Source organism: Odoribacter sp. (assembly GCF_985060555.1).
Genome location: NZ_CFKYFN010000055.1, coordinates 1 through 25626, shown reverse-complemented (window position 1 = coordinate 25626; position 25626 = coordinate 1). Strand labels below are relative to the sequence as shown.

Annotated in this window: 13 protein-coding genes and 2 pseudogenes; 7 read left to right on the top strand and 8 right to left on the bottom strand. The window is 45.1% G+C overall.

Translation table 11 applies throughout. The features are described 5' to 3' along the window. Positions 1-783: a glycyl-radical enzyme activating protein gene (locus AC5RDS_RS07095; protein WP_013613764.1), complete on the bottom strand. Its 783-nt coding sequence runs from the start codon at positions 781-783 to the stop codon at positions 1-3. 327 nt (positions 784-1110) lie between these two features. Between AC5RDS_RS07095 and AC5RDS_RS07090 the strand changes: the two genes are divergently transcribed. After that, positions 1111-5130 (top strand): hybrid sensor histidine kinase/response regulator transcription factor, encoded by a 4020-nt coding sequence (locus AC5RDS_RS07090; RefSeq protein ID WP_494222280.1) that lies wholly within the window; start codon positions 1111-1113, stop codon positions 5128-5130. A gap of 35 nt (positions 5131-5165) precedes the next feature. Further along, positions 5166-6545 (top strand): aminopeptidase P family protein, encoded by a 1380-nt coding sequence (locus AC5RDS_RS07085; RefSeq protein ID WP_013613762.1) that lies wholly within the window; start codon positions 5166-5168, stop codon positions 6543-6545. A 19-nt stretch (positions 6546-6564) separates the two neighbouring features. Here AC5RDS_RS07085 and AC5RDS_RS07080 read toward each other — a convergent pair whose 3' ends face one another. Next, positions 6565-7059, bottom strand: a complete 495-nt coding sequence (locus AC5RDS_RS07080; protein WP_494222279.1) for a prolyl-tRNA synthetase associated domain-containing protein — start codon at positions 7057-7059, stop codon at positions 6565-6567. 76 nt (positions 7060-7135) lie between these two features. Next, a complete protein-coding gene (mnmL, locus tag AC5RDS_RS07075; protein WP_118113036.1) occupies positions 7136-8083 on the bottom strand; it encodes a tRNA modification radical SAM protein MnmL/YtqA in 948 nt (315 codons plus the stop codon). Between the two features lie 71 nt (positions 8084-8154). On the opposite strand from mnmL, the gene AC5RDS_RS07070 reads away from it, so the two are divergent. Together AC5RDS_RS07070 and ppdK are read left to right on the top strand one after the other, a co-directional pair. Continuing rightward, positions 8155-10782 (top strand): TonB-dependent receptor plug domain-containing protein, encoded by a 2628-nt coding sequence (locus AC5RDS_RS07070; RefSeq protein WP_494222278.1) that lies wholly within the window; start codon positions 8155-8157, stop codon positions 10780-10782. 216 nt (positions 10783-10998) lie between these two features. After that, the gene (gene ppdK / locus AC5RDS_RS07065) at positions 10999-13731 is read left to right on the top strand and encodes a pyruvate, phosphate dikinase (RefSeq protein ID WP_022159297.1); all 2733 of its coding nucleotides are present in this window, start codon (positions 10999-11001) and stop codon (positions 13729-13731) included. A gap of 80 nt (positions 13732-13811) precedes the next feature. Here the strand turns inward: ppdK and AC5RDS_RS07060 are convergent, their stop codons facing one another. The 3 genes from AC5RDS_RS07060 to AC5RDS_RS07050 form a co-directional block, all read right to left on the bottom strand. Beyond that, positions 13812-15311, bottom strand: coding sequence for a RagB/SusD family nutrient uptake outer membrane protein (locus AC5RDS_RS07060; protein ID WP_013613728.1), 1500 nt, complete (start codon positions 15309-15311; stop codon positions 13812-13814). 9 nt (positions 15312-15320) lie between these two features. Next, entirely contained in the window at positions 15321-18902 is a 3582-nt protein-coding gene (locus AC5RDS_RS07055) for a SusC/RagA family TonB-linked outer membrane protein (RefSeq protein ID WP_013613727.1), read from the bottom strand. 80 nt (positions 18903-18982) lie between these two features. Then, on the bottom strand, positions 18983-20158 hold the full coding sequence (locus tag AC5RDS_RS07050; protein ID WP_195457889.1) for a FecR family protein: 1176 nt from the start codon (positions 20156-20158) through the stop codon (positions 18983-18985). A 127-nt stretch (positions 20159-20285) separates the two neighbouring features. Here AC5RDS_RS07050 and AC5RDS_RS07045 point away from each other — a divergent pair, with 127 nt between their 5' ends. Further along, positions 20286-20834: an RNA polymerase sigma factor gene (locus tag AC5RDS_RS07045; protein ID WP_013613725.1), complete on the top strand. Its 549-nt coding sequence runs from the start codon at positions 20286-20288 to the stop codon at positions 20832-20834. A 106-nt stretch (positions 20835-20940) separates the two neighbouring features. Here AC5RDS_RS07045 and AC5RDS_RS07040 read toward each other — a convergent pair whose 3' ends face one another. Together AC5RDS_RS07040 and AC5RDS_RS07035 are read right to left on the bottom strand one after the other, a co-directional pair. Beyond that, a complete protein-coding gene (locus AC5RDS_RS07040; protein WP_013613724.1) occupies positions 20941-22509 on the bottom strand; it encodes a PKD-like family lipoprotein in 1569 nt (522 codons plus the stop codon). A gap of 18 nt (positions 22510-22527) precedes the next feature. Continuing rightward, on the bottom strand, positions 22528-23214 hold the full coding sequence (locus AC5RDS_RS07035; protein ID WP_022159301.1) for a DUF4843 domain-containing protein: 687 nt from the start codon (positions 23212-23214) through the stop codon (positions 22528-22530). 371 nt (positions 23215-23585) lie between these two features. Between AC5RDS_RS07035 and AC5RDS_RS07030 the strand changes: the two are divergent. Next, positions 23586-24728, top strand: a pseudogene (locus AC5RDS_RS07030) (site-specific integrase); the annotation flags it as partial. A gap of 574 nt (positions 24729-25302) precedes the next feature. Continuing rightward, positions 25303-25626 (top strand): annotated as a pseudogene (locus tag AC5RDS_RS07025) (group II intron reverse transcriptase/maturase); the annotation flags it as partial.

Genomic DNA, 25626 nt, shown 5'->3' with positions numbered 1-25626 from the left:
TTATATCCGAAAGCCTTGTTCCCTGAACATTTCCCGGATATCTTTCAGGTCTTCCTCTTTCAGGCCCGGAAGATCTCCCATTTCCCAATCCATACCGAGCCGTTTGTATTTATCTGCCCCCGTACGGTGGAAAGGGAGCAGATTCACCTCTTTCAAAACAGGCATCGTCTGTAAAAAACGAATCGTCTCCTGCACACTCTTCTTATCGTCGTTAAAACCGGGAATAACAGGTATCCGGACAATCACTCCGGCACCCTGTCCGGCAATTTTCCTCAGATGTTCACACGCCTCCCGGAATCCTTTACCGATGTACGCTTCGAACTTTTGAGGATCGGCAGTTTTTACGTCGTAAAGAAACAAATCCGTATACCGGCATATTTCTTCTAAATATGCTCCGGAAGCCACTCCGGCCGTATCGATACAGGTATGGATACGACGGGCCTTACAAGCTTTGAGACATTCCAACAGAAAAACCGGTTGCAACAAAGGTTCTCCTCCTGAAAAAGTAACGCCTCCTCCCGATTCTTCGAAAAACACCGCATCTTTAGCTATCTCTTCGACTAATTCATCGACCGAAATCCCGTAGCCCACCTTCCGGATTTCTTCGAATTCACGGTCTCCTAATTTCCGGACTTGTTTCATCGACACAGTTCCCACAGCCTGACTTTCGGGGTTATGACACCAACGACAATGCAAACGACACCCTTTCAAGAAAACAGTCGTCCGTATTCCCGGCCCGTCATGAATCGCATAACGCTTGATATCGAATATATTTCCACGCATGACGAAATAAATTTAGAATAATAAAATTTATCTCACTCTCAAGATAAAAAAAACACAGAGAAAAATTGTCCTTCGGATTCAGGACAAAGAAAAGAATCCGCTAATATAACCAGCATTCAAAAAGTCCTTTGTAGGAACGGTTCTGCAATATGCGAATTTCATTTAGCATAATCATCGAATAAACATCTCAAAGATAAAAACATTTTTTTATAAAACAAAAATATAAGTATCGAAAATACACTTCAAATGATAATTTTTTTAAATTTGAAGCAAAAAAAAGGAAACCGCCAGAGGGGCATGTGCTACATCACTATTAACCAAATGATTATGAAAACGTTTGTCTTTATCTTATTCTTTCTATCGCTCGCTTCACTCTCCCCGACCTTCGGCATTCCTTCCCAATTTCGCCATTATACGGTTGAAAACGGCTTATCGAGTAATGCTGTACAATGTTTGTTGCAGGACCGGACAGGATATATCTGGTGTGGCACTTCAGACGGTCTGAATCGCTTCGATTCGCGCCATTTCAAAACTTTCCGGCATATTCCCGGCGACACGGCTTCTTTAGGCAATAATGTCATTCATTCTTTATTCGAGGATTCGAAAGGTAATCTTTGGATCGGTACTGAGAACGGTGTTTTCCGCTACCGGGTATCCGAAGAAAAATTTTCGACCTTTCATCTACCGGATATCCCGGACCGGCTTTCTCAAAAAATCATCTACTCGATCAAGGAAGACCAATTGGGAAAAATCTGGATATCGGTTTATGGAAGCGGTGTTTTCCGCTACAATCCTTCGGACGGCAAGATCAAACATTACAGTCACGACATCAACGATGAAAAGAGTCTTATTTCCAATCTGACCACCAAAATTCTGATCGACCACACCGGAGAAGTATGGATAGCCACTCATGATCAGGGAGTATGTAAATACGATCCCTTCACCGACTCTTTTTTCCGGATCGATGCTACAGATAAACAAAAAGGATATACAGCCCGTTACATTTACGCCCTATGTGAAGATTCTTTCGGAAATATCTGGTTGTGTGACAACGGACTTTTCAAATACGATAAAACAACCCGCAACTGTACGGCCTGCCTCCCTCCTGCTGACGAACCGATAACCTATATCCATTTTATTACCGAAATACAACCGGGTATATTGCTCATCGGTTCCAATAGCGGACTGACACAATATAATCTGGCGGAGAACACTTTTTCTACGATCGGATACAATGTTCTTTTTCCGCAAGGATTAAATGACGGGATTGTCTATTCGATTCTGAAAGACCGGGAAGGAGGTATCTGGGTGGGAACGAACGCCGGAGGTATCAATTATCTTACGCCGGGTACCAATTGGTTCAATACGTTCTGCTATACACCGGGCAAAACAAGTGCCCCGGGGAAAGTCATCAATTCTTTTTGTGAAAACACCGACGGGACGATATGGATCGGAACAGATAATAAAGGGCTTTGGAACTACAACCCACACGACCAATCTTTCACTCCGGTATACTTAGACGCCCAAAATCCGGACCTCAGCGTGCACGCCTTATATTGCGACCACCATGAATTGTGGGTCGGGACTTATGCTCACGGTGTGTACCGGTTAAATTCAGCTACCGGTAAAGTGACCAACTATTCGGATAAAAATATCAAGGGCTTGAATCCGGGCAGTGTATACGCTATATACAAAGACAGCTCAGGCAGGCTCTGGTTCGGTACCCAAACCGGCATCCTATATTACGATATCTTCAGCAATTCGTTCGTTACTATCGCCGATCTGGGATACAACAGCTACATCACCGACATCACCGAAGACGCCAACCACACGATCTGGTTTGCTTCGCAAGGCAAAGGATTGATCAGCTATGACCTGAAAACCAGTACCCTCAAATTTCATTCCAACGATCAGACCGGTTTACCACAATCTATCGTGTGCCTGTGCAGCGATCAGGGCAAGTTAAGGATCGGTACGGGCGGATACGGACTTTATACCTACAATCCGGCCGATCATAGCTTTACCCGTCATCCCGATCCGTTATTTCGTACCCATACCACCATACAGACGATCATCTCCAGTTATAATGAATTGTGGATCACGACCAATGCCGGTTTACTCCGGTTCAATACTTCAGACGGAACCATCAGTTATTACAATCAGGAAGACGGACTCGTCTGCCTTCCGTTTACCAACCAGGCCGGCCTGCAAACTTCCGGTGGACAGATTTATATCGGCGGCAGCAATGGGTTCAATGTCTTCCATCCGCAAAGTATCCGCAAGAATGAAGTGATTCCCCATATTGTTTTTACGGCCTTCCGGCTTTTCAATCAGGATATAACAATCGGCGAACATTCGGTTCTGCAAGCTCAGATCGACCGTCAGCGCTCGGTCATTCTCCCTCACAACGAGGCCGTTTTCTCTATCGAATTTGTAACGACCAGCTATTGTGCCCCGAGTAAAAACAAATACAAATACATGTTGAAAGGTTTCGATAAAACCTGGAACAACACGGACAATCAAAACAACATAGCCACCTACACCAACCTATCCCCGGGGAATTATACCTTCCAGGTGATGGCCTGTAATAACGACGAGGTATGGAATCCCGAAAAAGCAGAAATCCGGATTACAATTCTTCCACCCTGGTGGTTGTCGAACGGTATGTTAGTCGTTTACGGTATCCTGATCGTTTTAGCGATCGCTTTGGGGTATGCACTTTTATTACAACGGACCAACCGACGCCACCGCAACAAGATCGCAGCCTTGCATCACGAGAACGAACGCAAACTGTTCGATGCTAAAATCGGATTCTTCACCCATATTACCCATGAAATCCGTACTCCGGTAACGCTGATCCTGGCCCCCGTAGAAGAGATCATGCGTCAAAAAAATATCCCGGAGGAAATCAGGGACGACCTGGAAGTCGTCAAACGCAACAGCGAACGGTTACTGGACCTGGTAAATCAGATCCTGGATTTTACGAAAGCCGAACAAGAAGCTTTTTCCTCCCAAAACACCTGGTTCGACATCGATGATCTGGTGGAAAAAACTGTACAGCGTTTTACATCTGCAGCTCAGCAAAAGGGGATACAGCTCTCTCACGATACTCCACAACCGATCCGGATTTGCACCGACCGGGAAGCACTGACCAAAGTGTTGAGTAACCTGCTGACCAATGCCATGAAATTTACCAAAGACCGTATTCTGGTCTCCCTCACTGAAAATCCTGAAGCACATACGGTAACGATCTCTGTCGAAGACAACGGTACGGGAATCAAACCTACGGAGAAAGAAAAAATATTCAACCTCTTTTACCAATCGGCCAATAAACCCCAACTCCCGAACAAAGGTTTCGGTATCGGGCTAGCCATCGTCAGTCTGTTGGTGAAACGAATGATGGGAAAGATAGAAGTGGAAAGCGAAGAAAACCGGTTTACCCGTTTCCGGATCACGCTTCCCCAGAACGAACAAAACGACCTTTCTATTTCTGTAACCTCTCCGGATAAAACAGCAGCACTCCGGGAAGTAAAAACTGAGGATCCGATCGAACCTGCCGGAACAGAAAAAACCGACAAAGATGGGAAAAAGGCCGGAACCGTACTGATTGTCGAAGATAACGAAGAGTTTATTTCTTATCTCACCCGTGTCATCGGACAACGATATCATATCCACACGGCCGGAAATGGAGAAGAAGCATTGAAATCACTGGAAAATCTGAAGCCGGACATTGTCATCAGCGACGTCATGATGCCGGTAATGGACGGAATAGAATTATGCAAACGAATAAAAAGAGACATCAATCTAAGTCATATCCCGGTAATCCTGCTCACGGCACGCACGGATACAGCAAGCAAAATCGCCGGCCTGGAAAACGGAGCGGATGTTTATATCGAGAAACCGGTATCTGTGAGCTATCTGTATGCACAAATGGTCAGTCTGCTGGAAAACCGTAACAAACTGCGTTGTCTTTTTTCAGAGAAACCTTTCACCCCGATCAATACCCTGACCGAAACACAGGCCGACGAAAAATGGTTTAACCGTTTGAACGAGATCATCCAGGAGAATATCTCGAATACAGAATTTTCCGTCGACCAACTCACCCGAAGTGTCAATATGAGCCGTACCCTTCTGTATGCCAAAGTAAAGGCAGTAACCGGTTTGACCCCGAATGAATTTATCCGGTTGGTACGCCTGCGTAAAGCAGCGGAATATCTGGCCGGAAACGAATATAAGATCAACGAGATCTGTTATATGGTCGGCTTTAACAGTCCCTCCTACTTTGCCAAATGTTTCCAAAATCAATTCGGCGTATTACCCAAAGATTTTATCAATAACACCAACTGACCAAACCCAATATCTACTTATAAAACCATACGATTATGTTCAACAAAGAAACTTACATTCAGAGACGTAACAGACTGAAGAAAGAAATCGGTAAAGGGATTTTACTATTTCTCGGCAACAATGAAAGCGGTATGAATTATACCGACAACACGTATCATTTCCGTCAGGATTCGACTTTTTTATATTTTTTCGGTTCGGATTATGCCGGTCTTTCGGCTCTGATCGATATCGATGAAGACCGGGAAATTATTTTCGGGGATGAACTGACCATCGACGATATCGTCTGGATGGGCACCCAACCCACGATACGGGAAAAGAGTGCTTCAGTAGGCATCACTGCAACCGCTCCGACCGCCCAGCTGAGCGATTATTTAAATAAAGCGGTACAGCAGGGACGTCGTATCCATTATCTGCCTCCTTACCGGGGTGAACATCAGGTCACCCTACTCCGTTTACTGGGGATTGCCCCTGAAGCGCAAGTTGCCGGAGCCTCTACCGAACTGATCCGGGCTGTAGTCGGCCAACGAAACTACAAATCGGCCGAGGAGATCAGGGAGATAGAAGAAGCAGTAAATATCTCCGCCGATATGCACATCCGGGCGATGCAACTTGTCCGGCCGGGGATGAAAGAATGTGAAATAGCAGCAGCAGTGACAGAAGTCGCTTTACAAAATGGCGGACAATTGTCTTTCCCGGTGATTGCCACCATTAACGGGCAAACCCTCCATAATCATTATCACGGTAATATCCTCCACGAAGGGCAGTTGTTATTGTTGGATGCAGGAGCGGAAAACGGCATGCACTATTCCGGCGACCTCTCGTCGACCATTCCGGTAAGTAAACATTTTACAGAACAGCAGAAAACCATCTATCAAATCGCTTTACAAGCCCATCAGGCCGCAGTTGCCGCCCTAAGACCGGGCATTCCGTTCAAAGAGGTCCATCTGATTGCCGCCCGTACGATTGCAGAAGGGATGAAATCGATCGGCCTGATGAAAGGAGATCCCGACGAAGCAGCCCGTTCGGGTGCTTATGCGTTGTTCTTTCCCTGCGGACTCGGCCACATGATGGGACTCGATGTTCACGACATGGAGAATTTAGGCGAAGTATGGGTAGGATATAACGGACAACCCAAAAGTACACAGTTCGGTTTCAAATCGCTCCGTCTGGCCCGCCCCCTGGAACCCGGTTTTGTCTTTACCATAGAACCCGGCATCTATTTTATTCCTGAGCTCATCGACTATTGGAGAAGTGAAAAACGGTTCTGCGAATTTATCCAATACGACAAATTGGAACCCTGGAAAGGTTTCAGCGGCATCCGTAACGAAGAAGACTACCTGATCACTCCCGACGGAGCACGCCGGCTCGGCAAATATAAACCGATGACAATCGGGGAGGTGGAAGGAATGAAGTAGGATTGGCGCACTGCGCCAATCAATAAAGTCTGATCCACTCATACCCATTCCCTGTCTGATCCATATAACGGATAAAATCTTCCGTCTTTATAGCCAGAGAAGCCCGGTTATCATTCGGATGAAACGACAATTTCCGGGCTTGTTTCAAATTTTCATCGAGGAAAACATAGACATGGTGTTCCGTATCGTTCACTAATCCGAAAGGGCTGACAGATCCCGGCTTCAACCCCAGGTATTTCTCCATCCGTTTTTCCGAAGCAAAACTTAATTTCCCTTGTTTTAATAGTTGTTCCAGATCATGAATCGCCAGATTCCGATCACAATGAAAAATAACCAGGTAATGCCGGTTTCCCTTATGATTCCTGAAAAACAAATTCTTACAATGTGTACTGTCCAAATTTTTCCAATATTGGCGGGCAATCTCGATCGTAGATGCCTCAGGATGTTCCAGATAATCGAATTCAATACCCAAAGCTTTCAATGTCTCATACACTTTCTCCTGTCCAATCATCATCTCATTTTATTTTATTTTTTTCATCTCTCTTCTTTTCCCCTCCTTCATTTTCCCCAAACCTTCAACTTTTAGCTTTTTACTTTTTACCTTTCCCCCTATACCACCTCCCCTGCCACTCTCCTCTCTCGCGCAATCTCTTCTCCAGTTTAGCCACAAACTCATAATTCTTTATCCCCCATTTCGGAGCGATCAGATATTCTTCGGGTGATTGATTGACAAAACGTTCCAGATAAACATCCGGCCGGATATGTCCGATCACGTCCACTACAAAATCGAGGTATTCTTCATAACTATACAACCTGAAAACCTCCGGATGCCGAAGATATTGTTCGGCCATCGCCGTTCCCCGGACAATCTGCAACTGATGTAGCTTCAATACCTGAATCGGCAGATCGCACACACGGACCGCCCCCTCCAACATAGACTCCCGGCTCTCTCCGGGTAAGCCGAAAATCAAATGAGCTCCTATCCGGATACCTCTCTCAGCCGTTTTCCGTATCGCTTCCTCAGCTTCGGCAAAAGTATGTCCCCGGTTGACCGTTCGCAAAACTTCATCATTTGCAGATTCGACTCCATACTCTACACAAACATAACAACGCCGGGACAATCCGGCAATATAATCCAATACGTCATCGGTCACAGCATCCGGACGGGTAGCGATCACCAATCCCACTACATCGGGACAAGTCAACGCCTCCTCATACTTTTGCCGTAACTCTTCCAAAGGAGCATAGGTATTCGAATAAGCCTGAAAATAAGCCAGATACTTCTGACCGATATACTTTCGGGCAAAAAAGGCCCTTCCCTCCCCGATCTGTCGGGATATCCCCGACACAGCCCGGCAATAACCCGGATTAAAACTCTCATTATTACAAAACGTACAACCACCGGTCCCTTTTTTCCCATCCCGGTTCGGACAAGTAAATCCACCGTCGATAGACAATTTTTGCACCCGTTCTCCAAATAATTCTTTGAAATAAGCGGGGTAATCATTGTACCGTTTCCGACTCTCTGTTGGCTTCATGCATTTTCTCTTTAGCAGAACAAAAATATCATTTTATTTCTTAATTTTGTTCCCGTAACCACAAACAATAAATGATGAAAACAATCTGCACGGGCATGTTCACGATCATGCTGGTCCTTCTTTTCCGTCCCGTCGGAGCTCAAACCGAAGATGCTTTTCCTTCATACATCGAACAATGTTTCAACAACTATTTCAATTTCAACCCCCAGGAAAAAATTTATCTACATACCGATAAACCGACCTACTCTGCCGGCGAAAATATCTGGTTCAGAGCCTACTGCGTAGATGCCAGCTATCATATCCCGACCCAATTAAGTAAATTTATCTACCTCGAACTCATCAACCGTCAGGATTCGATTTTAAAACGTATCCAAATAAAACAGACCGATTCTTGTTTTTATGGCAATTTGACGATTCCATCCACCACCCCTCCGGGAGAGTATTGCCTGCGTGTCTTTACCAACTGGATGCAAAATAACGAAGAAGATTTTTTCTTCAAAAAAAATATACAGATCGTCAGTACAGTGAATGAAGTAAACATTCACACGGCAAGCAGCCGTCAGGACAATGCAATCCGGACGACGCTCACCCTAATCGATAATGCCGGCAAACCTTATGTTCATCAACGTCTGAAAATCACGACCTACCGTCATAAACTAGCGGTAAACAAGACTACCTTGAAAACCGATGAACAAGGATCCGCCACTTTACAATATCCGGTCAGCGACAGTATCGACCGGATTCAGGTAGCGTTCCCGACGGACTTGCCTTTTGCTTTTTCAAGAGAAATCCCTTTATTGAATCTTTCCGACGACTTCGACTTTCAATTCTTCCCGGAAGGCGGTAATTTATTAGCGGGCACCACGCAAACCGTCGCCTTTAAGGCACTGGATGCAAACGGACGTTCGATAGCTGCCGAGGGAAAAATTTACAATAGTAAGGAACAGGAAGTCGTTTCTTTTTCAACCTTTCACCGGGGAATGGGAACCCTGGAACTGACCACCCAGCCGGGCGAACGCTACTATGCCCTGGTACATACCGCCACAAACCGGGAAAAAAGAGTCGACTTGCAGATTCCCCAAGCGGAAAATCTGGCCTTGCAGGTTTATCCTCAGGACAACCACCTGATCCTTGCTGTCAAAAAAGGAATTCATTTTCCTGCAGGGAAAACGATTTATATCGTTATGCACTCCAGAGGACGTCTGTTAGGCGTGCTACCGGCAAAAGACGATTTCGCAGGGGCCTTACCCCTGAACTCCCTGCCCGGTGGTACCGTGCAGTTCGTACTAGCCGATGCCGACTCACACATTTACAGCCAGCGTTCTTATTTTATAAAGCCGGATCCGCAACCTGTATTACAACTCCGGACCGATAAAGAAAAATACGACAGACGGGAAAAAGTAAACCTGACACTACAGTTTACAGACATCGGCGAGCACCCCCTCGAAGGCAGTTTTTCCCTCTCTGTTACGGACAATACGATGGTTCCCCGTGACACCCTATCGGACAATATCGTCAGTTATCTGCTCCTGACCTCCGACCTCAAAGGGCACATCGAAGCCCCGGGAAGTTATAGTCGTGAAACTCCCGAACACATCGATCTCCTCATGCTCACTCATGGCTGGACCCGTTATGAGATCGGGAAATTCCTGACTGCCACACCTTCTAAAGCCACTTTCAAGCTTGAACAGGGACAAGAAATCCGGGGAAAAATCACCAATTATAGCAATAAGCCGATGGCGAATGCCAGTGTACAAATCTTTATCCCCGGTGAAAATACATTGGGAGAAGTGAAGTCGAACGAAAACGGAGAATTCATCATCCGGGATCTGGATTTCCCCGATAGTACGATTTTTCTGGTACGTGGCTACAAAGAGAAAGGAGGAAAAATGGTAGATATAACTATCACTCCCCGGCTATTTAAAGATCCCGTCACTCATTTTACAATCCCCCGGGAAAATAAACCGCTGGGCAAAGAAGAATTTATGGACCAGTTCAAAGGTAGTTATTTCTACCAGAACGGTGTGAAAGTCTATATTCTCGACGAAGCGGTCGTATTACGTCACCGTCCGGAAAGCGTACAACACAAATACGAAGGCCAATACACAGATATGACGGATTACATCCTGGGCCAGGAAGAATTGAATAAATTCAATACTTCCAGTATCTATCAACTATTATCCCGTCTTCCGGGTGTTATTGTCTCCGGTACCAAAGTGACGATGGCCCGCAACGGAAGTACGCCTCTGTTCATGATCGACGGATTGCCACAGACCGAAGACATGCTGAACGCAGTGATGCCGGAGGATGTGGACAATCTGGGAGTCATCCGCGACGGAGCCCGGCTGACTTTCTTCATGGCCCAAGGCGGTGCCGGCGGTGTGATTGTCATCAATACCAAACATGGCCATTTCACCCCCAAAGCCACTCCAGGGTTGATCAAATTCATTCCTTTAGGTTACTCCGAACCGGATGAATTCTACATGCCCCAATACAACGACCCGGAAATACTCAAAGCTCCTGAGATCGACTACCGCAGCACGATTTATTGGCAACCGGTCGTCCCGATCGATTCATCCGGGCAGACTTCCCTCTCTTTTTTCACTTCCGACATGGCCGGCAGTTATACCATCACCGTCGAAGGATTGGGGAAAAACGGGGAACCGGTATACCGGCAAACGACAATCCGGAGGGAATGATAAAGAGCCAAGAATTCAAAATTGAAAACGTTTGAGTAATAGATCATTATAAAAATAGAAGCCGATTTTTATAATAACAAAAAATATTCTATATTTGCAACTCTGAATACGCAAGCTCGCGTGGCTTTCAGTTTATTGTATATCAATAGTTTATAAAAACAATATCATAATAATAAACCTTCCCTCTCAGGGAAATAAATCAAATCTAACAGAAATATGAGTACGAAGTACGTTTACACATTCGGAGACGGAAAAGCAGAAGGCAAGGCAGACATGAAAAATCTGCTCGGTGGTAAAGGCGCCAACCTGGCGGAGATGAACCTGATCGGCCTGCCTGTACCTGCAGGTTTCACGATTACCACTGAAGTTTGTACACTTTACAACCAGAAAGGTAAAGATGCTGTTGTAAAATTAATAGAAAACGACGTTAAAGCCGGTATTGCACACATGGAAAAAATCATGAATGCAAAATTCGGTTCCAAAGGAGAGGCTTTCCCGTTGATGGTATCCGTACGTTCCGGTGCCCGTGTTTCTATGCCGGGTATGATGGACACCGTGCTGAACCTGGGATTGAATGACGATGCCGTAAAATTACTGGCAGAAAAATCAGGAAATGCCCGTTTTGCCTGGGACTCTTACCGTCGTTTTATTCAGATGTACGGCGATGTTGTAATGGGTGTAGCAGCAGCAAAAGGCGAGCACAATCCGTTCGAAGTTGAAATCGACAAGCTGAAAGAAGCCAAACATATCAAACAAGATACTGAATTTACCGTTGAAGATTTGCAGGTATTGGTCGAAAACTTCAAAAAAGTAGTCAAAACCAAAACCGGCAAAGATTTCCCGACTTGTCCGTGGGAACAGCTGTGGGGAGCCATCTGTGCCGTATTCGATTCATGGATGACCGAACGTGCCGTTCTGTACCGTCAGTTGAACCAGATCCCGGAAGAATGGGGTACTGCTGTTAACGTACAGTCTATGGTTTACGGTAACATGGGTAACAATTCGGCTACCGGTGTTGCTTTCAGCCGTGACGCTGCAACCGGAGAGGACATCTTCAACGGAGAATACCTGATCAATGCACAGGGGGAAGACGTTGTAGCCGGTATCCGTACACCGCAGGAAATCACCATCGAGGGTTCACGCCGTTGGGCTAAACTGCAGGGTATTTCCGAAGAAGAACGTGCTTCCAAATATCCTTCGCTGGAAGAAGCTATGCCTCAGGCTTATGCCGACCTGAACGCTGTACAGGAAAAACTGGAAGACCACTTCCACGATATGCAGGATATGGAATTCACCATCCAGGACGGTAAGCTGTGGATGTTACAGACCCGTAACGGAAAACGTACCGGAGCCGCTATGGTGAAAATGGCTGTCGATATGCTGAAACAAGGTATGATCGATGAAAAAACAGCTTTGTTGCGTCAGGAACCGGCTAAATTGGACGAGCTGCTCCATCCGGTATTCAATAAAGAAGCTCTGAAAAAAGCTCACGTTATTACCAAAGGTCTGCCGGCTTCTCCGGGTGCTGCCTGCGGGCGTGTCGTATTCTTCGCCGACGAAGCCGAAGAATGGAAAAACAGAGGTGAAAAAGTGGTTCTGGTACGCCAGGAAACTTCTCCCGAAGACCTGCGGGGTATGAACGTATCCGAAGGAATCCTGACTGCACGCGGTGGTATGACTTCTCACGCAGCTGTCGTTGCCCGTGGTATGGGTAAATGTTGTGTATCCGGCGCAGGAGATATCGTAGTCGATTATGCCAAACGTAATTTCTCCGTAAACGGAACAATCATCAAAGAAGGAGACTGGATTTCCCTGAACGGTTCTACCGGTGAAGTTTATTTAGGAAAAGTAGAAACAGAAGATGCAACATTGGACGAAGACTTCACAGCCATCATGAACCTGGCTGAAAAATATACCCGTATGTATGTACGTACTAATGCCGATACCCCGAAAGATGCCCGTAAAGCCCGTGACTTCGGAGCCAAAGGTGTCGGACTTTGCCGTACAGAACATATGTTCTTCGAAGGACACCGTATCGACGCTATGCGTGAAATGATCCTGTCCGACACGGTAGAAGGACGCCGGGATGCACTGAACAAGATCCTGCCGATGCAGCGGGGAGACTTCGAAGGTATCCTCGAAGCCATGAACGGACTGGGGGTTACCATCCGTCTGCTCGACCCACCTTTACACGAATTTACTCCGAACGAACCGGCTTCACAACAATATATGGCTCAGAAACTGGGAATTCCGGTAGAACGTATCAAAGAAAAAGTAGATGCTCTGCACGAATTCAACCCGATGCTGGGTCATCGTGGCTGCCGTTTGGGAGTTACCTATCCGGAAATCACCGAAATGCAGGCCCGTGCGATCATCGAAGCTGCTTGTAACCTGAAACTGCGTGGTCTGGATCCTCGTCCGGAAATTATGGTTCCTTTGGTAGGTACTGTGAAAGAACTGAAACAGCAGGCTGAAATCATCAACCGTGTTGCAGCTATGGTATTCGAAGAAAAAGGCGTTAAAGTAGATTACAAAGTAGGTACGATGATCGAAATCCCGCGTGCCGCTATCACCGCAGATCAGATCGCCGAAGTAGCCGAATTCTTCTCATTCGGTACCAACGACCTGACTCAGATGACCTTCGGTTACTCCCGTGACGACGCCGGTAAATTCTTACCGGAATACATCAGGAAAGGTATCCTGAAAACCGATCCGTTCGCTGTATTGGATCAGGAAGGTGTAGGCCGTCTGGTTGAAATGGGTGTGAAACTGGGTCGTAAGACTAATGCAGACCTGAAAGTAGGTATCTGTGGAGAACACGGTGGAGAACCTTCATCCGTCATCTTCTGCGACTCAGTAGGTATGAACTATGTCAGCTGTTCACCGTTCCGCGTGCCCATCGCCCGCGTAGCTGCTGCACAGGCTGCTATTATGCATGCAGGTAAGTAATAAGAATTTATTACAAGCTTAAATATCAAGGACTTCTCAATACTGAGAAGTCCTTTTTTAATAATGATAAAGAATAATCCTCAATAAGTATTCTGTTGAATTTGACCCCGGCTCAGATAAATCTCATTACTGTTTATAGGTTCGGCAAACCGACGATCTTTTAATTCCAACCGATACTCTATCGGCTGGGATTCTTTATTTACAATCAAACCGTCATGTGAATAGAATATACGTTTCAGGTTCACATCATCCAAAGTCGTTTCGTTGTAATTCAACCGCCGGATATCGAACCACCTCAGTCCCCAGGTCAGCTCCCGTACTCTCTCTTCCAGAATTTTCGCAATAGCTTCTTCCTTTGTCGCTGCCGACAACTTAACCTCCGGTCCGGGTGCAATCCTTTTAGCCCGCAATATATTCACCGTTTCCATGGCTTGCTGAAACTTTCCCTGACGAGCCAGGCATTCCGCTTTCGTAAGTATCATTTCCTGTACCGTAGTTCCATAAGGTATACTGGTTCTGAAATAAACATATCCGGGATAAGTATATTTGATATTATGCCTCCATGAAAAATTCTCACACATCAAATATTTATACCGCAAATCATTTTCCTTATCATACAATTTCAACATTTCCCGGCTAGGGCAGAAATAGGCACAGGAAGCAGAAAGGAAATACTGATAATAAAACTCCGCCCACTCTAATTTTACAGAAGGATCGTAAATGGCTTCCCACCACAGATAAGGTACTTGTAGTGGTCCCTGACTGGAGTTCTGTTCATTACCATAATACATTTCCGTACTATAATCCACCAGACGGGCATCTGCCTGAAGAGCCAAATCTGCATATTTCAATGCCTGATCGTAATCATGGCAGAAAAGATAAAAGCGGGCCAGAAAACTATGAACGGCAGGAATACTTACCCGCCACCTCCGATTAACATTATCGACCGTAATTTTGAGTGCTTCTTTCAAATCTTCCTCGACAAAACGATAAGATTCCTCCAGATTCATCCGGACCAACGACTGCTCGAAACTGGTGGATGTCTTATGAGGTATTCCCGGTTCTTTCATATTTTCCGGGCTATAGGGAAGACAATAAGTATTCAGCAATTCCCAATTCTGAAAAGCACGGATAAAATGAGCTTCGGCCTTCAAATCAGCCTTCAAGGCCTCATCTCCTGTCACCCGACTCAAATTTTCCAATACCGTATTTGCCGTAAAAATATTTTTATAAGCACTACTCCAGGTTCCGGAACCCGATAAATCGGCCACCTCCTGATTCATCCACAGATAATAAGCGATACCATGTTGATAAAACGGAGCTCCGTTATTGGTTTTATCGTACAAATCCGTTGAAATTTCCGTAATATCCGGACTTAACACCAGGCTGGTATTGCCGGTTGTCGTATTGATTGCAGCCAACAAAGCATCCAGATGTTCCACTTTCGACAGTTCGATATTTGTCTTTTTCGAAGGAGCTATATCCAAAAAGCTGTCACAAGCAGCTCCGACTAACATCCATACCAGAAGGCATAAAATCACTCTCATTTTTCCTCCTGCAATTTTTATATATCTTTCCATATCCTTTTTTTAAAAATTAAATTTTACCCCAACAATAAAAGAACGTTCCGGTTTGACCGTACCCTCCGGGAATTCCGGGTCATTTTTATATTTATTCGCTGTAATCAAACCCAGATTATTGATCTGTCCATAAACGGCAGCGGTCCGGAAACCTATTTTCTGTAACCATACCTCCGGGATATGCCAGGTCAGATTCAATTCCTGGAAACGAATATGATTGGCATTATGGTACAGATAGTCCATCGCATCCGTATAATAACTATCGTAATACATTTGATTGGAGTCTTCGGTATCCGTCAGCAAGGGAGGCATAGCCTTATCCCCGTCCAATAATTTACTTACATCTTTATGTACCCAGATTTTCGAAGTTCCGGTCTTTCCCATTGTCGGATAATTGAAAGAAGAACGTTTGAATTTATGACCGAATTTTCCGGTAACAATCAAAGAAAGATCGAAATTATAAACCTTAAAACCGGTAGTCAGCCCCATAATATGGGGAGCCACCTTTACGCCCTGTGGCCTGAGCCAGCCGGTTGCATCCGAAGTATTGTCGTAAACGGTGTTCATCGGCCTCAAGCCGTCAGGACTACTCCCTTCCTCCACACAAGGGATACCGTCCTTATTTACCCCGGCATAATGCCAGGCATATATCGTACTGGCATTTTCTCCCTCTTTAAAGTCACCCCTCAAATAAGTCTTTGCACTATTATCGGTAACAAATAATCTTTCTATCCGGTTCAAATTATAAGCATAGTTGACATTACCATACCATTGGATATCTTTTCCTATAATATCGAGCTGGCTTCCTACTTCCAGTTCGATCCCACTATTCAGCATTTCCGCATTATTCAACTTTTGACTGGTTGTCCCGTTAGCTGAAGAAATAGAAATCGTCGCGATCAGATCTTTACTGTACTTCCGGTAATAATCCAGTTTTCCGGCCAGTTTACCTCCCCAGAAAGAATAATCGATTCCGATATCTACACTCCCGACCTTTTCCCAGCGAAGTTCGGGATTTCCAAAACTCGCAATACTACCGGTAATCTCATGTTTATAAACATTCTCAACCGAACCGATACTCACCAAAGGTTTAAACGAGGTAGAAGTGTCTACATTTCCATTGTACCCATAGGTCAAACGCAGACGCAGCCAATCGATAAACAAATAATCGCTCATAAAACTTTCCTGTCCCAGATTCCACATTCCTCCCACAGACCAAAAAGGAGCATAACGATATTTAGGATCGTCCGTAATAAAATTCGACGCATCTGTCCGGACACTCCCACTGATCGTGTATTTATTATCGAAAGTATAAGCGGCATTGCCATATAGAGAAAAGAAACGATCGGTGTTAAATGTAAAGGTACTTGCATAATCATCGACTGTAATCGTATTCCCGAAGAGGTCTTTTATCGCCAGCTTACCGGTTCCGTTAGGGAAAAGTTTGGAAGTCAGCGTCTCGTCATTGTAGCCGTATACCCGGGGAGAGGTATAGGAAGTTGTCCGGCGATGCCGCAATTCGGTTCCTAACACAACATTAAAATCATGTCTCCTGAAAGTCCGGTTAAAATTTACCTGATTCCTAAAAGTATACCCTTGCATTTCCGAAGTGTATTGGTCCAGAAACTGCCCTGTCGGATAGGCCGATTTCCCGACGACTCCTGTTGCATCGTTGTATTCGGTATAATAATTCACCGGATTTTTGACTACCCAGGAATCCTCTTTGTAAAGATCCCGCCTTTTGGAATTAAAAATCTCATATTGTAACGAAGAGGAGAAATTCAAGCCTTCCCATAATTTCAGGGTCAGTGCAGCCTGGAAACGGGCCTTGATGTCCTTAGTCGAACGGTCACGGCTTCTGATTTCCTGTAAAGGATTATAAAACCAGTCGGAATAAGGAAAGCCATTACCGACCAACCGCTCCATGGCCGGCAGGTAATAGTCGCGGACAATATGTGTATAAGAACCGTCCCGGTTTGTCAGGTGTTCATAAGGAGAAAGATCGCTTATCGCGATATCGTTTTCATCGGATGCATGGAGGACGGCTCCGTTATTCTGCTTTTTCACATATTGGAACATTCCGGAAATATCTAATTTCAGCCACTTGCAAATATCGCTGTTCATCCGCATATTGAGCATATATTTTTCATCCTGTGTACCAATATAATGGGTTTTGTCTTTTTCATACAATAACGACGTCATGACACCGACTCTTTCTCCTCCTCCGGATACGGATAAATTGTATTGCTGCAAAAAAGGATTTCTCAACAAATGTTTATAAACGTCATCCTTATAATCCGTCTCCTGCAATTCCTGTAAACGGAGCCTTTTCGTGTCTTCGGAAATATTTCCCAGCCGGGCTTCATTCAAAGCGATTTGTGCTAAGGTATAGCATTTTCCGGCCACATCATCTTCTGAGAAAATCCCTTCATTCAAAGCAACCCCATATTTTCCGAAAATCATTTCTTCGTAGCGGATCTGATCTGCAGAAGCGGCAGTAGGATTGGCATAATCCAAATCTATTTTCTGCCGGAAGCGCAAAAAAGTATTAAAGGCGACATTCAGTTTATCTCCTTTGGCCGCTTTGCGGGTAGTGACCACAATCACGCCGTTACCGGATCTGGCTCCCCAAATTGAAGCAGCTGCAGCATCTTTTAGTATAGAAACGCTTTCCACGTCATTCGGATTAATCGTTTCGAATCCTCCTTCCACAGGGAAACCGTCCACGACAATCAGCGGTTGAGCGTTGGCATTCAAGCTCGAGCGTCCCCGGATTTCCAGACTGGCTTTTCCATCTTCTGTCAGAGTAGCCTGAACGCCTGCTGTAGTTCCGATCAGCCGGGATGATAAATCGGAAGCCGGTTTTTCCAACTGCCGCTTGTCGACGATATCGAACGCTCCCGTCGCACGTTCCCGGGAAATCGTCTGATAGCCGGTGATCAGTACGTCATCCAAAGAAGTTATTTCCGGTTTCATCGATATCTCATAATGTTCACGCCCGTCTAAAGGAAGCTCCACTGTCTCCATCCCGATGAAAGAAATCACCAATACCACCTTCCCCTTCAAGCCGGCAGGTACTTTAAATTCAAAATGTCCTCCGATATCGGTAGTTACCCCCAAGGTATTTTCTGCCTTCAAATAAACAGAAGCCCCCGGCAAAGGCAAGCCCTTTTCATCCTTTACCGTACCTTGCACTTTCATCTGTTCACTCTGCAAATTTTTTACCGCCGAAGCATCCTTAGCAATAACGATTGCATTTTCACTGACCGTGTACTTCAATCCATTCAGCGACAACACCCGATCCAAAGCCTGCTCTATAGTGACTTGTTCCATATTCAGAGAAACATCGGCAATCTTACGGATATCGTTTACCGTATAAACGATATAATATCCGGAATTCTGCAATATTTGATTCAAGGCTTCCTCCAGTGTCACCCGATTCAAAGAAAAAGAATACTTTTCCTGTCCAAAAGATTCGGTAGCCATCACTAAATTAGCGCACAACAAAAAGATAACCGTCATTTTCATGATTAACGTCATTTTCCTCAATTTTCCTCCTCCGGAAGAAAAATAAATCTGCTTTTTTTTCATAATTTTGTAATTAGAGTTAATAAATACCCGCTAAAGGGTTGCTTATTAGTATCCAACAAGGAGTGTTGCCTCACTCCTTGTTATTTATTTTCCCCTGTCCGATAAAGAGTCACCTCGTTGCCTTCTATCGAATAAGTCACATTTTCAGTTAATTTCAAAAGATTCAATATTGTCCCGATATCTTCATAACGACGGGTTTTGATATAAAATTTCAGATCGCCGAATTTCTCCCTGTCATAATGAAAGGTAACCCCATACCACCGACTCAAGCGGGGAATGATTTCCTCCAGTCCACAATCATTGAACAAGAATAAACCGTCTTTCCAGACGACGAAGTCTTCGGCATCGACCTCTTTTATTACAGTCTTCCGGTTTTCTGCATCATATATCAACTGTTGTCCGGGCAATAACACACGCTCAGCATGTCCCGGAGCCGAAACAGCCACTTTTCCCGTCAATAAAGTAATCGTCGATGCATTTTCTCCCCGGTATGCAGAAAAATTGAAAGCCGTTCCCAATACCCGGGTCTGTACGTCTCCGGATTTTACGATAAAAGGTCTCTCCGGATCAGGAGTCACTTCAAAGTAAGCTTCCCCGTCCAATTCTACGCACCGTTCTTTTTCTGCAAACTGTACCGGATAATTCAGGCTAGAAGCGGAATTCAACCATACCTTCGTACCATCGCCCAAAACCAAGCGATATTCTCCCCGTAACGGTACCATCAAGGTATTCTTCTCCGGCCAGCCGGTTTTATTTTCCCGACCGTCATATACGATCGTTCCCTTCCGGTGGTCCCAGGAAATTCCAGGTAGCTGTAACGTATCACAATCCTTTTGTAAATCCACCCGACAACCATTACCCAATACTAAAACAGCACAGTTTCCTCCCGGCTTTATTCCAGGTTGCCCGGCCGACTCCGGAACAGTTATCCCTTCCTGTTCCCACCACCAAAAAGCCGACATAATTCCGATCATGACCATCGCAGCAACACCTGCCGTCAGTATACGGCGCTTCCAGCAACGCCACTTCAACCTGACCGTCAATTTCTTAAAAGAGCGGTCGGTATCGATCTGTTTCTCCAATTCCATCAAACGTATCACTCCCCTTCCCGAAATAATCCGATCGTAACTCTCTCTATTCATCCGGGAAGCTCGTATCCACTCCTCCAATTCCTGTTGTTCGGTCCCGGTCAGCTTCCCTCCCGATCCTTTTCTGGCAATCAATCCGGCAATATGATTCAATCTACTCGTATCCATATTTTCATCTTTTATCAGAAAGACACCATTTTTTAAGAAAAAGATTACACCTGTACATTTTTTTTTTCATTTATTTTTCTGTTTCCTCTCCAAAAGATTAATTTAGGCGCAGAATTACCTGAGGGGTATGGGGAATGACTTTTTATTTACACGGATAAAACAAGGAGATGAAAAAGCTCTGGAAAAATTCACAAAAGAAAATTATCTCTTTTTTTGTGCTTTAGCCAACCGTTATGTCAACGATGTACAAGAGGCGGAAGATATTGTGCAGGAAGTATTGATCCGCCTGTGGGAAAACAGAAGGCACTATCAGGACATCACCTGTTTACGAAGTTTCGTATATACTATGATCCGGAATCAGTCTTTAAATCTGATCCGGAATCGCAAACGTTCAAGTCAACACTTTCATCTCCTGCCCGAAGAAGAGGAAAACAATTTTTTCAACATTCTCGTCGAGGAAGAAAGCAACCGTCTGCTTTTCAATGCGATAAATACTTTAGCTCCACAAAGTGCGGCCATCATACAACTCAGTCTTCAAGGCTTGAAAAATGAAGAAATCGCCCGGGAATTATCCATCTCCGAGAATACGGTGAAAGTTCTGAAATACCGTTCTCTGAAAAAACTCAGGCAGCTCTTGCATCATCGTATTTTCAACATACTCGCTTTTTATATCTGATTTACACAAAACGACACAGTTTCCTCCCTTTATCAGCCTCCCCAAACGATATACAGACGGTTCACAGATGCCAGGACATCTGTGAACCGTCTTATGCAGATCCGGACTATAACTGACCGGAAGTTTTATAAATCAAGGATACCGGATTTCCCAAATCGACCTCAGCAGGAGTCTGCCAATACAAGCGCTTCTCTTCCGGTCTGTTCTTTATGAGCTTCACATTCAGAATAACAAACTGCCCGTTCGCCAAAGCACATCCCAGCTGAGGATGTCCCTGAACCGATGCAGTCATATGTTTTACCGGAGCATCGAAATGCCAATAAAACGACACACCGTCTCCCGGAGAAGCATAATTGTAATAGTACATGTCGTTTCCTTTCATCAATAACAGGTACTTATCCGTCGACAAAACATAGGGTAAACAATCCTCATACACGAATCCGGACGGTAATTCCTGAACAGCAAGGCTACCCTCCTCATAGTACAATTCTGCTGTCGAACGTTTTAAAGTAAAGGTCTGTTGTAAGTATTTTCCTCCGGGAGTTTTAAGTATCATATAATAATATCCACCACTCCAATCCCCCCATCCTCTGAAATAGATCAACTCATGATCCCCCAAATCGTTCAGAGGAACAAAACCGTCAGGCCATCCCTTGTCGGCTTCCGGAAAAACAGCTGCATATCCGGCGTAGTTCACCCCCCAAAAATCACGGAAATCAAAAACAGCTGCCAGACGGTTACGGGGATTTGCAGCCGTTCCACGGTCGTGTACCACGGTATACCCTACCGCCTGCCAATCACAATCCAACAAATGTCCACGCACCTCTTCTTCACCGACCAGAACAGGCTCGGTAATAAAATAACCCGAATTAAACAAGGCATCGGAATACTTCAACCGGGTATACAACCGTCCATCTTTATTTTCAATGACATCCAGCCAATGCATCCAGGTTGCATTCACCGGTTCGAACTGTTCCGGGAATACTCCGTCCATAAAAGTCTCCGACAGATAAATATCGCGCAATAAAGTATTCCCGTCGATATCGATACAGCCCGGAGCTCCCTGTTGTAAAATCAGCAACGATCCCGGAGCAGTCCGGGAAAAATGCTCGGTTATCCGGACCGGACCACTACCCAATACTTCCCCGTTCGTTTCTTCGTAGACATCCGGGAAAGTCTGATTATCAAAAACACAATATATCCCTAAATCATCCATCTCGTAAGCAGTAATCATTTCCCGGACAAACCCCAGAGAAGACTGACCGTTCTTCTCAGACAAAATCATCCAGCCTTTACTTTTATAGGGAGAATCTATCCGGAGCGATTTCTGATTGCTGTATACCAATCCGTTTGCCCGGTCGGTTACCCTCAGGATCACCTGTCCCGTAGCTACAGTATCTACAATCCATTCCAGGTTAAGTTCGTCTCCGATCGTTTTACCGGCAAATGTCCACTCATATGCCAAATCGAGTTCGTCCCCGTTCCCGCTTGCAAAATGCAGAACCGGTTTATACCGGACCGTATCTCCCAGAGCTGCCCAGGGATAGGAATCCTGCCCGAAAGGTTCCACCTCGATCGTATTTACAAAACGATAATCGTTATTGCCTTTGTCGTCGTAACACCCTACAGACAGAAAAGCCAGCAGCCAATACAATAAATATATTTTATTTTTCATAGGTATCGGAATTATAAATTAATAACAAGGGATTTTATCAACCATCGGAGTCACATTATCGTCCCACATAATATTATGTTCTATGCAATACCGTTTAAATTGTAAGGTATACGCTCTGGCAACAGAAAGTTCGACCCCTTCCAGGGTATTCACCCCTGTGCACAAGATAAACTCCTCCATTTTTTTGGATGAATACTCTCCCAATATCAAGGACTCCAATTCTCCCTTCCACCATTCCGGCTTGCTCTTCACAGCGGTAAAGGTCAGTTTGGCTCTTTGTTGCCCATCCAGACCGGGCCGGAAATGCTCGTTTGCAACGATCCGCAAACCAACTGATAAAGTCTGTTCTGTCAACAAGGGATTCGAATTCATTACAGTCACTACCAGCGTATCCGTCACCCGGTCTTTCCGGAAAACCAGGTGTTCGGGAAGTTGGTAGTCAGTCGTTCCTGCAGTCGTCAGACTATCCACTACTTCCAGGCGGTAAGTCAAATCCTCTTCCGGTATATTTCCGGTCAGCTTCAAAACAAAAGCAACTTCATGAGTCGATGCTCCGGGATAATTGGCAAAAGAAATAAATGCAGTATCGGCTCCTTTTTCATTGACGAAAGACAAATACCGCGGCCCTTCGTAAAATCCGGTTGTATGATGGGTACAGGCTCCGATCACGAAGCACAGCAAACCGATAAATATGTATCTGTTCATAATTTTCACGATTAACATTAATTGATCACTTCATTATCCGGCAGAGGAAATACAAAACCATCGTCAGGCATAGATTCCAGGGGTTTTATGTTCAAACGTTTAAAATAAACACATAGCGAAAAAGTAAATTTGAGCAAAGCGTAGCGAATTGGCTGATACAGCGTTCGTTACGCTTTGTTTTTCTATTGAGCAAAGCCAACGAAAAGCCAACATGAAGCCAAACTGCGTAAGAGTTCAGTTACCACCTCATTACTCCCGTAACAGGTGCGAAATTCTTGCTAAATGGCTCTATTTCTGCAATTTGCGCAATTTTGCATAGCTGTCGGTAACTCACTAATAACTAATTTTGTAACCAAAAAAAAGGAGTGAGTATGCGAAGTACATTCAAGGTCTTATTTTACGTGAAGAAAGGCAGCGAGAAGCCCAACGGCAACCTGCCTTTGATGTGCCGTATCACAGTGGACGGCGAGATTAAACAGTTCAGTTGCAAGATGGACATTCCCCCACGCTTGTGGGACGTGAAGAACAATCGTGCTTCGGGCAAAAGCGTTGAAGCGCAGAGAATCAATCTTGCCGTTGATAAAATTCGGGTGGAGGTAAACCGCCGTTATCAAGAGCTGATGCAGACGGACGGTTATGTCACCGCCGCCAAGTTGAAAGATACCTATCTCGGTATCGGTGTCAAGCAGGAAACCTTGCTGAAACTGTTCGAACAGCACAACGCCGAGTTTGCCAAGAAAGTCGGACACAGCAGGGCGCAGGGGACATTCACCCGTTATCGAACAGTCTGCAACCATATCCGGGAATTCCTACCCCATACCTACAAGCGTGAGGACATCCCGTTAAAGGAACTCAACCTCACATTCATCAACGACTTCGAGTATTTTTTGCGCACGGAAAAGAAATGCCGTACCAATACCGTTTGGGGTTACATGATTGTACTAAAGCATATTATTTCAATAGCGATGAATGACGGACGTTTGCCCTTTAATCCCTTTGCCGGATATATCAACTCACCCGAAAGCGTGGATAGGGGCTACCTCACCCAAAAGGAGATACAGACGCTCATGGACGCACCGATGAAGAACACTTACCATGAACTTGTACGGGATTTGTTCGTCTTTTCTGTTTTCACGGGTTTGGCGTATTCGGACGTGAAGAGCCTCACCGCCGACCGCCTGCAAACATTCTTCGACGGCAATCTTTGGATAATCACCCGAAGAAAGAAGACCAACACCGAATCGAACATCCGTCTTTTGGACGTTCCCAAACGTATCATAGAGAAATACAAGGGACTGGCAAGGGACGGTCATGTTTTCCCCGTTCCGAGTAACGGAAGCTGCAACAAGATACTCAAAGAGATAGGCAGACAGTGCGGTTTCAAGGTGCGCTTGACCTATCATGTTGCACGCCACACGAACGCCACGACCGTACTTTTATCCAACGGTGTACCCATTGAAACCGTCAGCAGGCTTCTCGGTCACACTAACATAAAGACTACCCAGATTTACGCAAGTGCGCCCAGAATGGTCGCTTAATAAATGCTTCTTTAGCAAGAAGTTAGGATTGGGTTCGATATAATCCTATCGTCAATCAGTTTATCCAAAGGGGAAACCCGATGGGGAGTGTAGCATACTGATTAAAGCTCCAAGTCCATTAATAGTCAAGTGGCGACTGAGGGGCAAGACGAAAAGACATACACAAGGATGAAGCCTTGATTGGTTGAACGACAGTTCAGTGGTACCAAATCTTGCAACAACGGAAGACTATTATACATACGTTGTTTCATAGTACCCTGCCTATTTTGAGCGTTAGTGCAGGGCATAAAGAACCGACTATGACACAGCCGCAATAAGCGGACAAGAACGAAAGTCGCATCCGACAGTATGCCGTGCTAATAGTTATTAAGAGAACTAACTGGGGATTACCTAAGTCGGAACGCTGGAATAAACAGCTATAAAGAAAGCTTTTGAATATCCGATATGGTAACGGAACTTCCGTAGTAGTCCGAGCAGGGGAAAGCCTTGTACATGGCGAAGGGAAGTAGTCTGTAACTTTAATACAAACAACGGAAAACGTGAGAGACGTATGAGAAATCCAGAGCAAGTATTAAACATTTTAGCTGGACACAGCAACGAGCCCGCGTATAAATACGAAAGGCTCTACCGTATTCTATTCAATGAACAGATGTTCTTTGTCGCCTACCAACGTATGTATGCGAAGCCGGGAAACATGACACCCGGCACAGATGGCAAAACAGAGGATGAAATGAGCATTGATAGGATAAACAAACTCATAGAGAGCATAAAGGACGAGACTTATAGTCCCAATCCTGCAAAGAGAATTTACATTCCGAAAAAGAATGGGAAGATGCGTCCGTTAGGAATACCGTCTTTTGAAGACAAATTGGTT

What these genes read in the sequence shown, in the direction of transcription:
- AC5RDS_RS07080 (WP_494222279.1), bottom strand. Translation starts at nt 7,059, where the DNA reads ATGATGATTGGACAGGAGAAAGTGTATGAGACATTGAAAGCTTTGGGT.
- AC5RDS_RS07085 (WP_013613762.1), top strand. Translation starts at nt 5,166, where the DNA reads ATGTTCAACAAAGAAACTTACATTCAGAGACGTAACAGACTGAAGAAA.
- AC5RDS_RS07055 (WP_013613727.1), bottom strand. Translation starts at nt 18,902, where the DNA reads ATGAAAAAAAAGCAGATTTATTTTTCTTCCGGAGGAGGAAAATTGAGG.
- mnmL (WP_118113036.1), bottom strand. Translation starts at nt 8,083, where the DNA reads ATGAAGCCAACAGAGAGTCGGAAACGGTACAATGATTACCCCGCTTAT.
- AC5RDS_RS07090 (WP_494222280.1), top strand. Translation starts at nt 1,111, where the DNA reads ATGAAAACGTTTGTCTTTATCTTATTCTTTCTATCGCTCGCTTCACTC.
- AC5RDS_RS07070 (WP_494222278.1), top strand. Translation starts at nt 8,155, where the DNA reads ATGATGAAAACAATCTGCACGGGCATGTTCACGATCATGCTGGTCCTT.
- AC5RDS_RS07095 (WP_013613764.1), bottom strand. Translation starts at nt 783, where the DNA reads ATGCGTGGAAATATATTCGATATCAAGCGTTATGCGATTCATGACGGG.
- AC5RDS_RS07060 (WP_013613728.1), bottom strand. Translation starts at nt 15,311, where the DNA reads ATGGAAAGATATATAAAAATTGCAGGAGGAAAAATGAGAGTGATTTTA.
- AC5RDS_RS07040 (WP_013613724.1), bottom strand. Translation starts at nt 22,509, where the DNA reads ATGAAAAATAAAATATATTTATTGTATTGGCTGCTGGCTTTTCTGTCT.
- AC5RDS_RS07035 (WP_022159301.1), bottom strand. Translation starts at nt 23,214, where the DNA reads ATGAACAGATACATATTTATCGGTTTGCTGTGCTTCGTGATCGGAGCC.
- AC5RDS_RS07045 (WP_013613725.1), top strand. Translation starts at nt 20,286, where the DNA reads ATGGGGAATGACTTTTTATTTACACGGATAAAACAAGGAGATGAAAAA.
- ppdK (WP_022159297.1), top strand. Translation starts at nt 10,999, where the DNA reads ATGAGTACGAAGTACGTTTACACATTCGGAGACGGAAAAGCAGAAGGC.
- AC5RDS_RS07050 (WP_195457889.1), bottom strand. Translation starts at nt 20,158, where the DNA reads ATGGATACGAGTAGATTGAATCATATTGCCGGATTGATTGCCAGAAAA.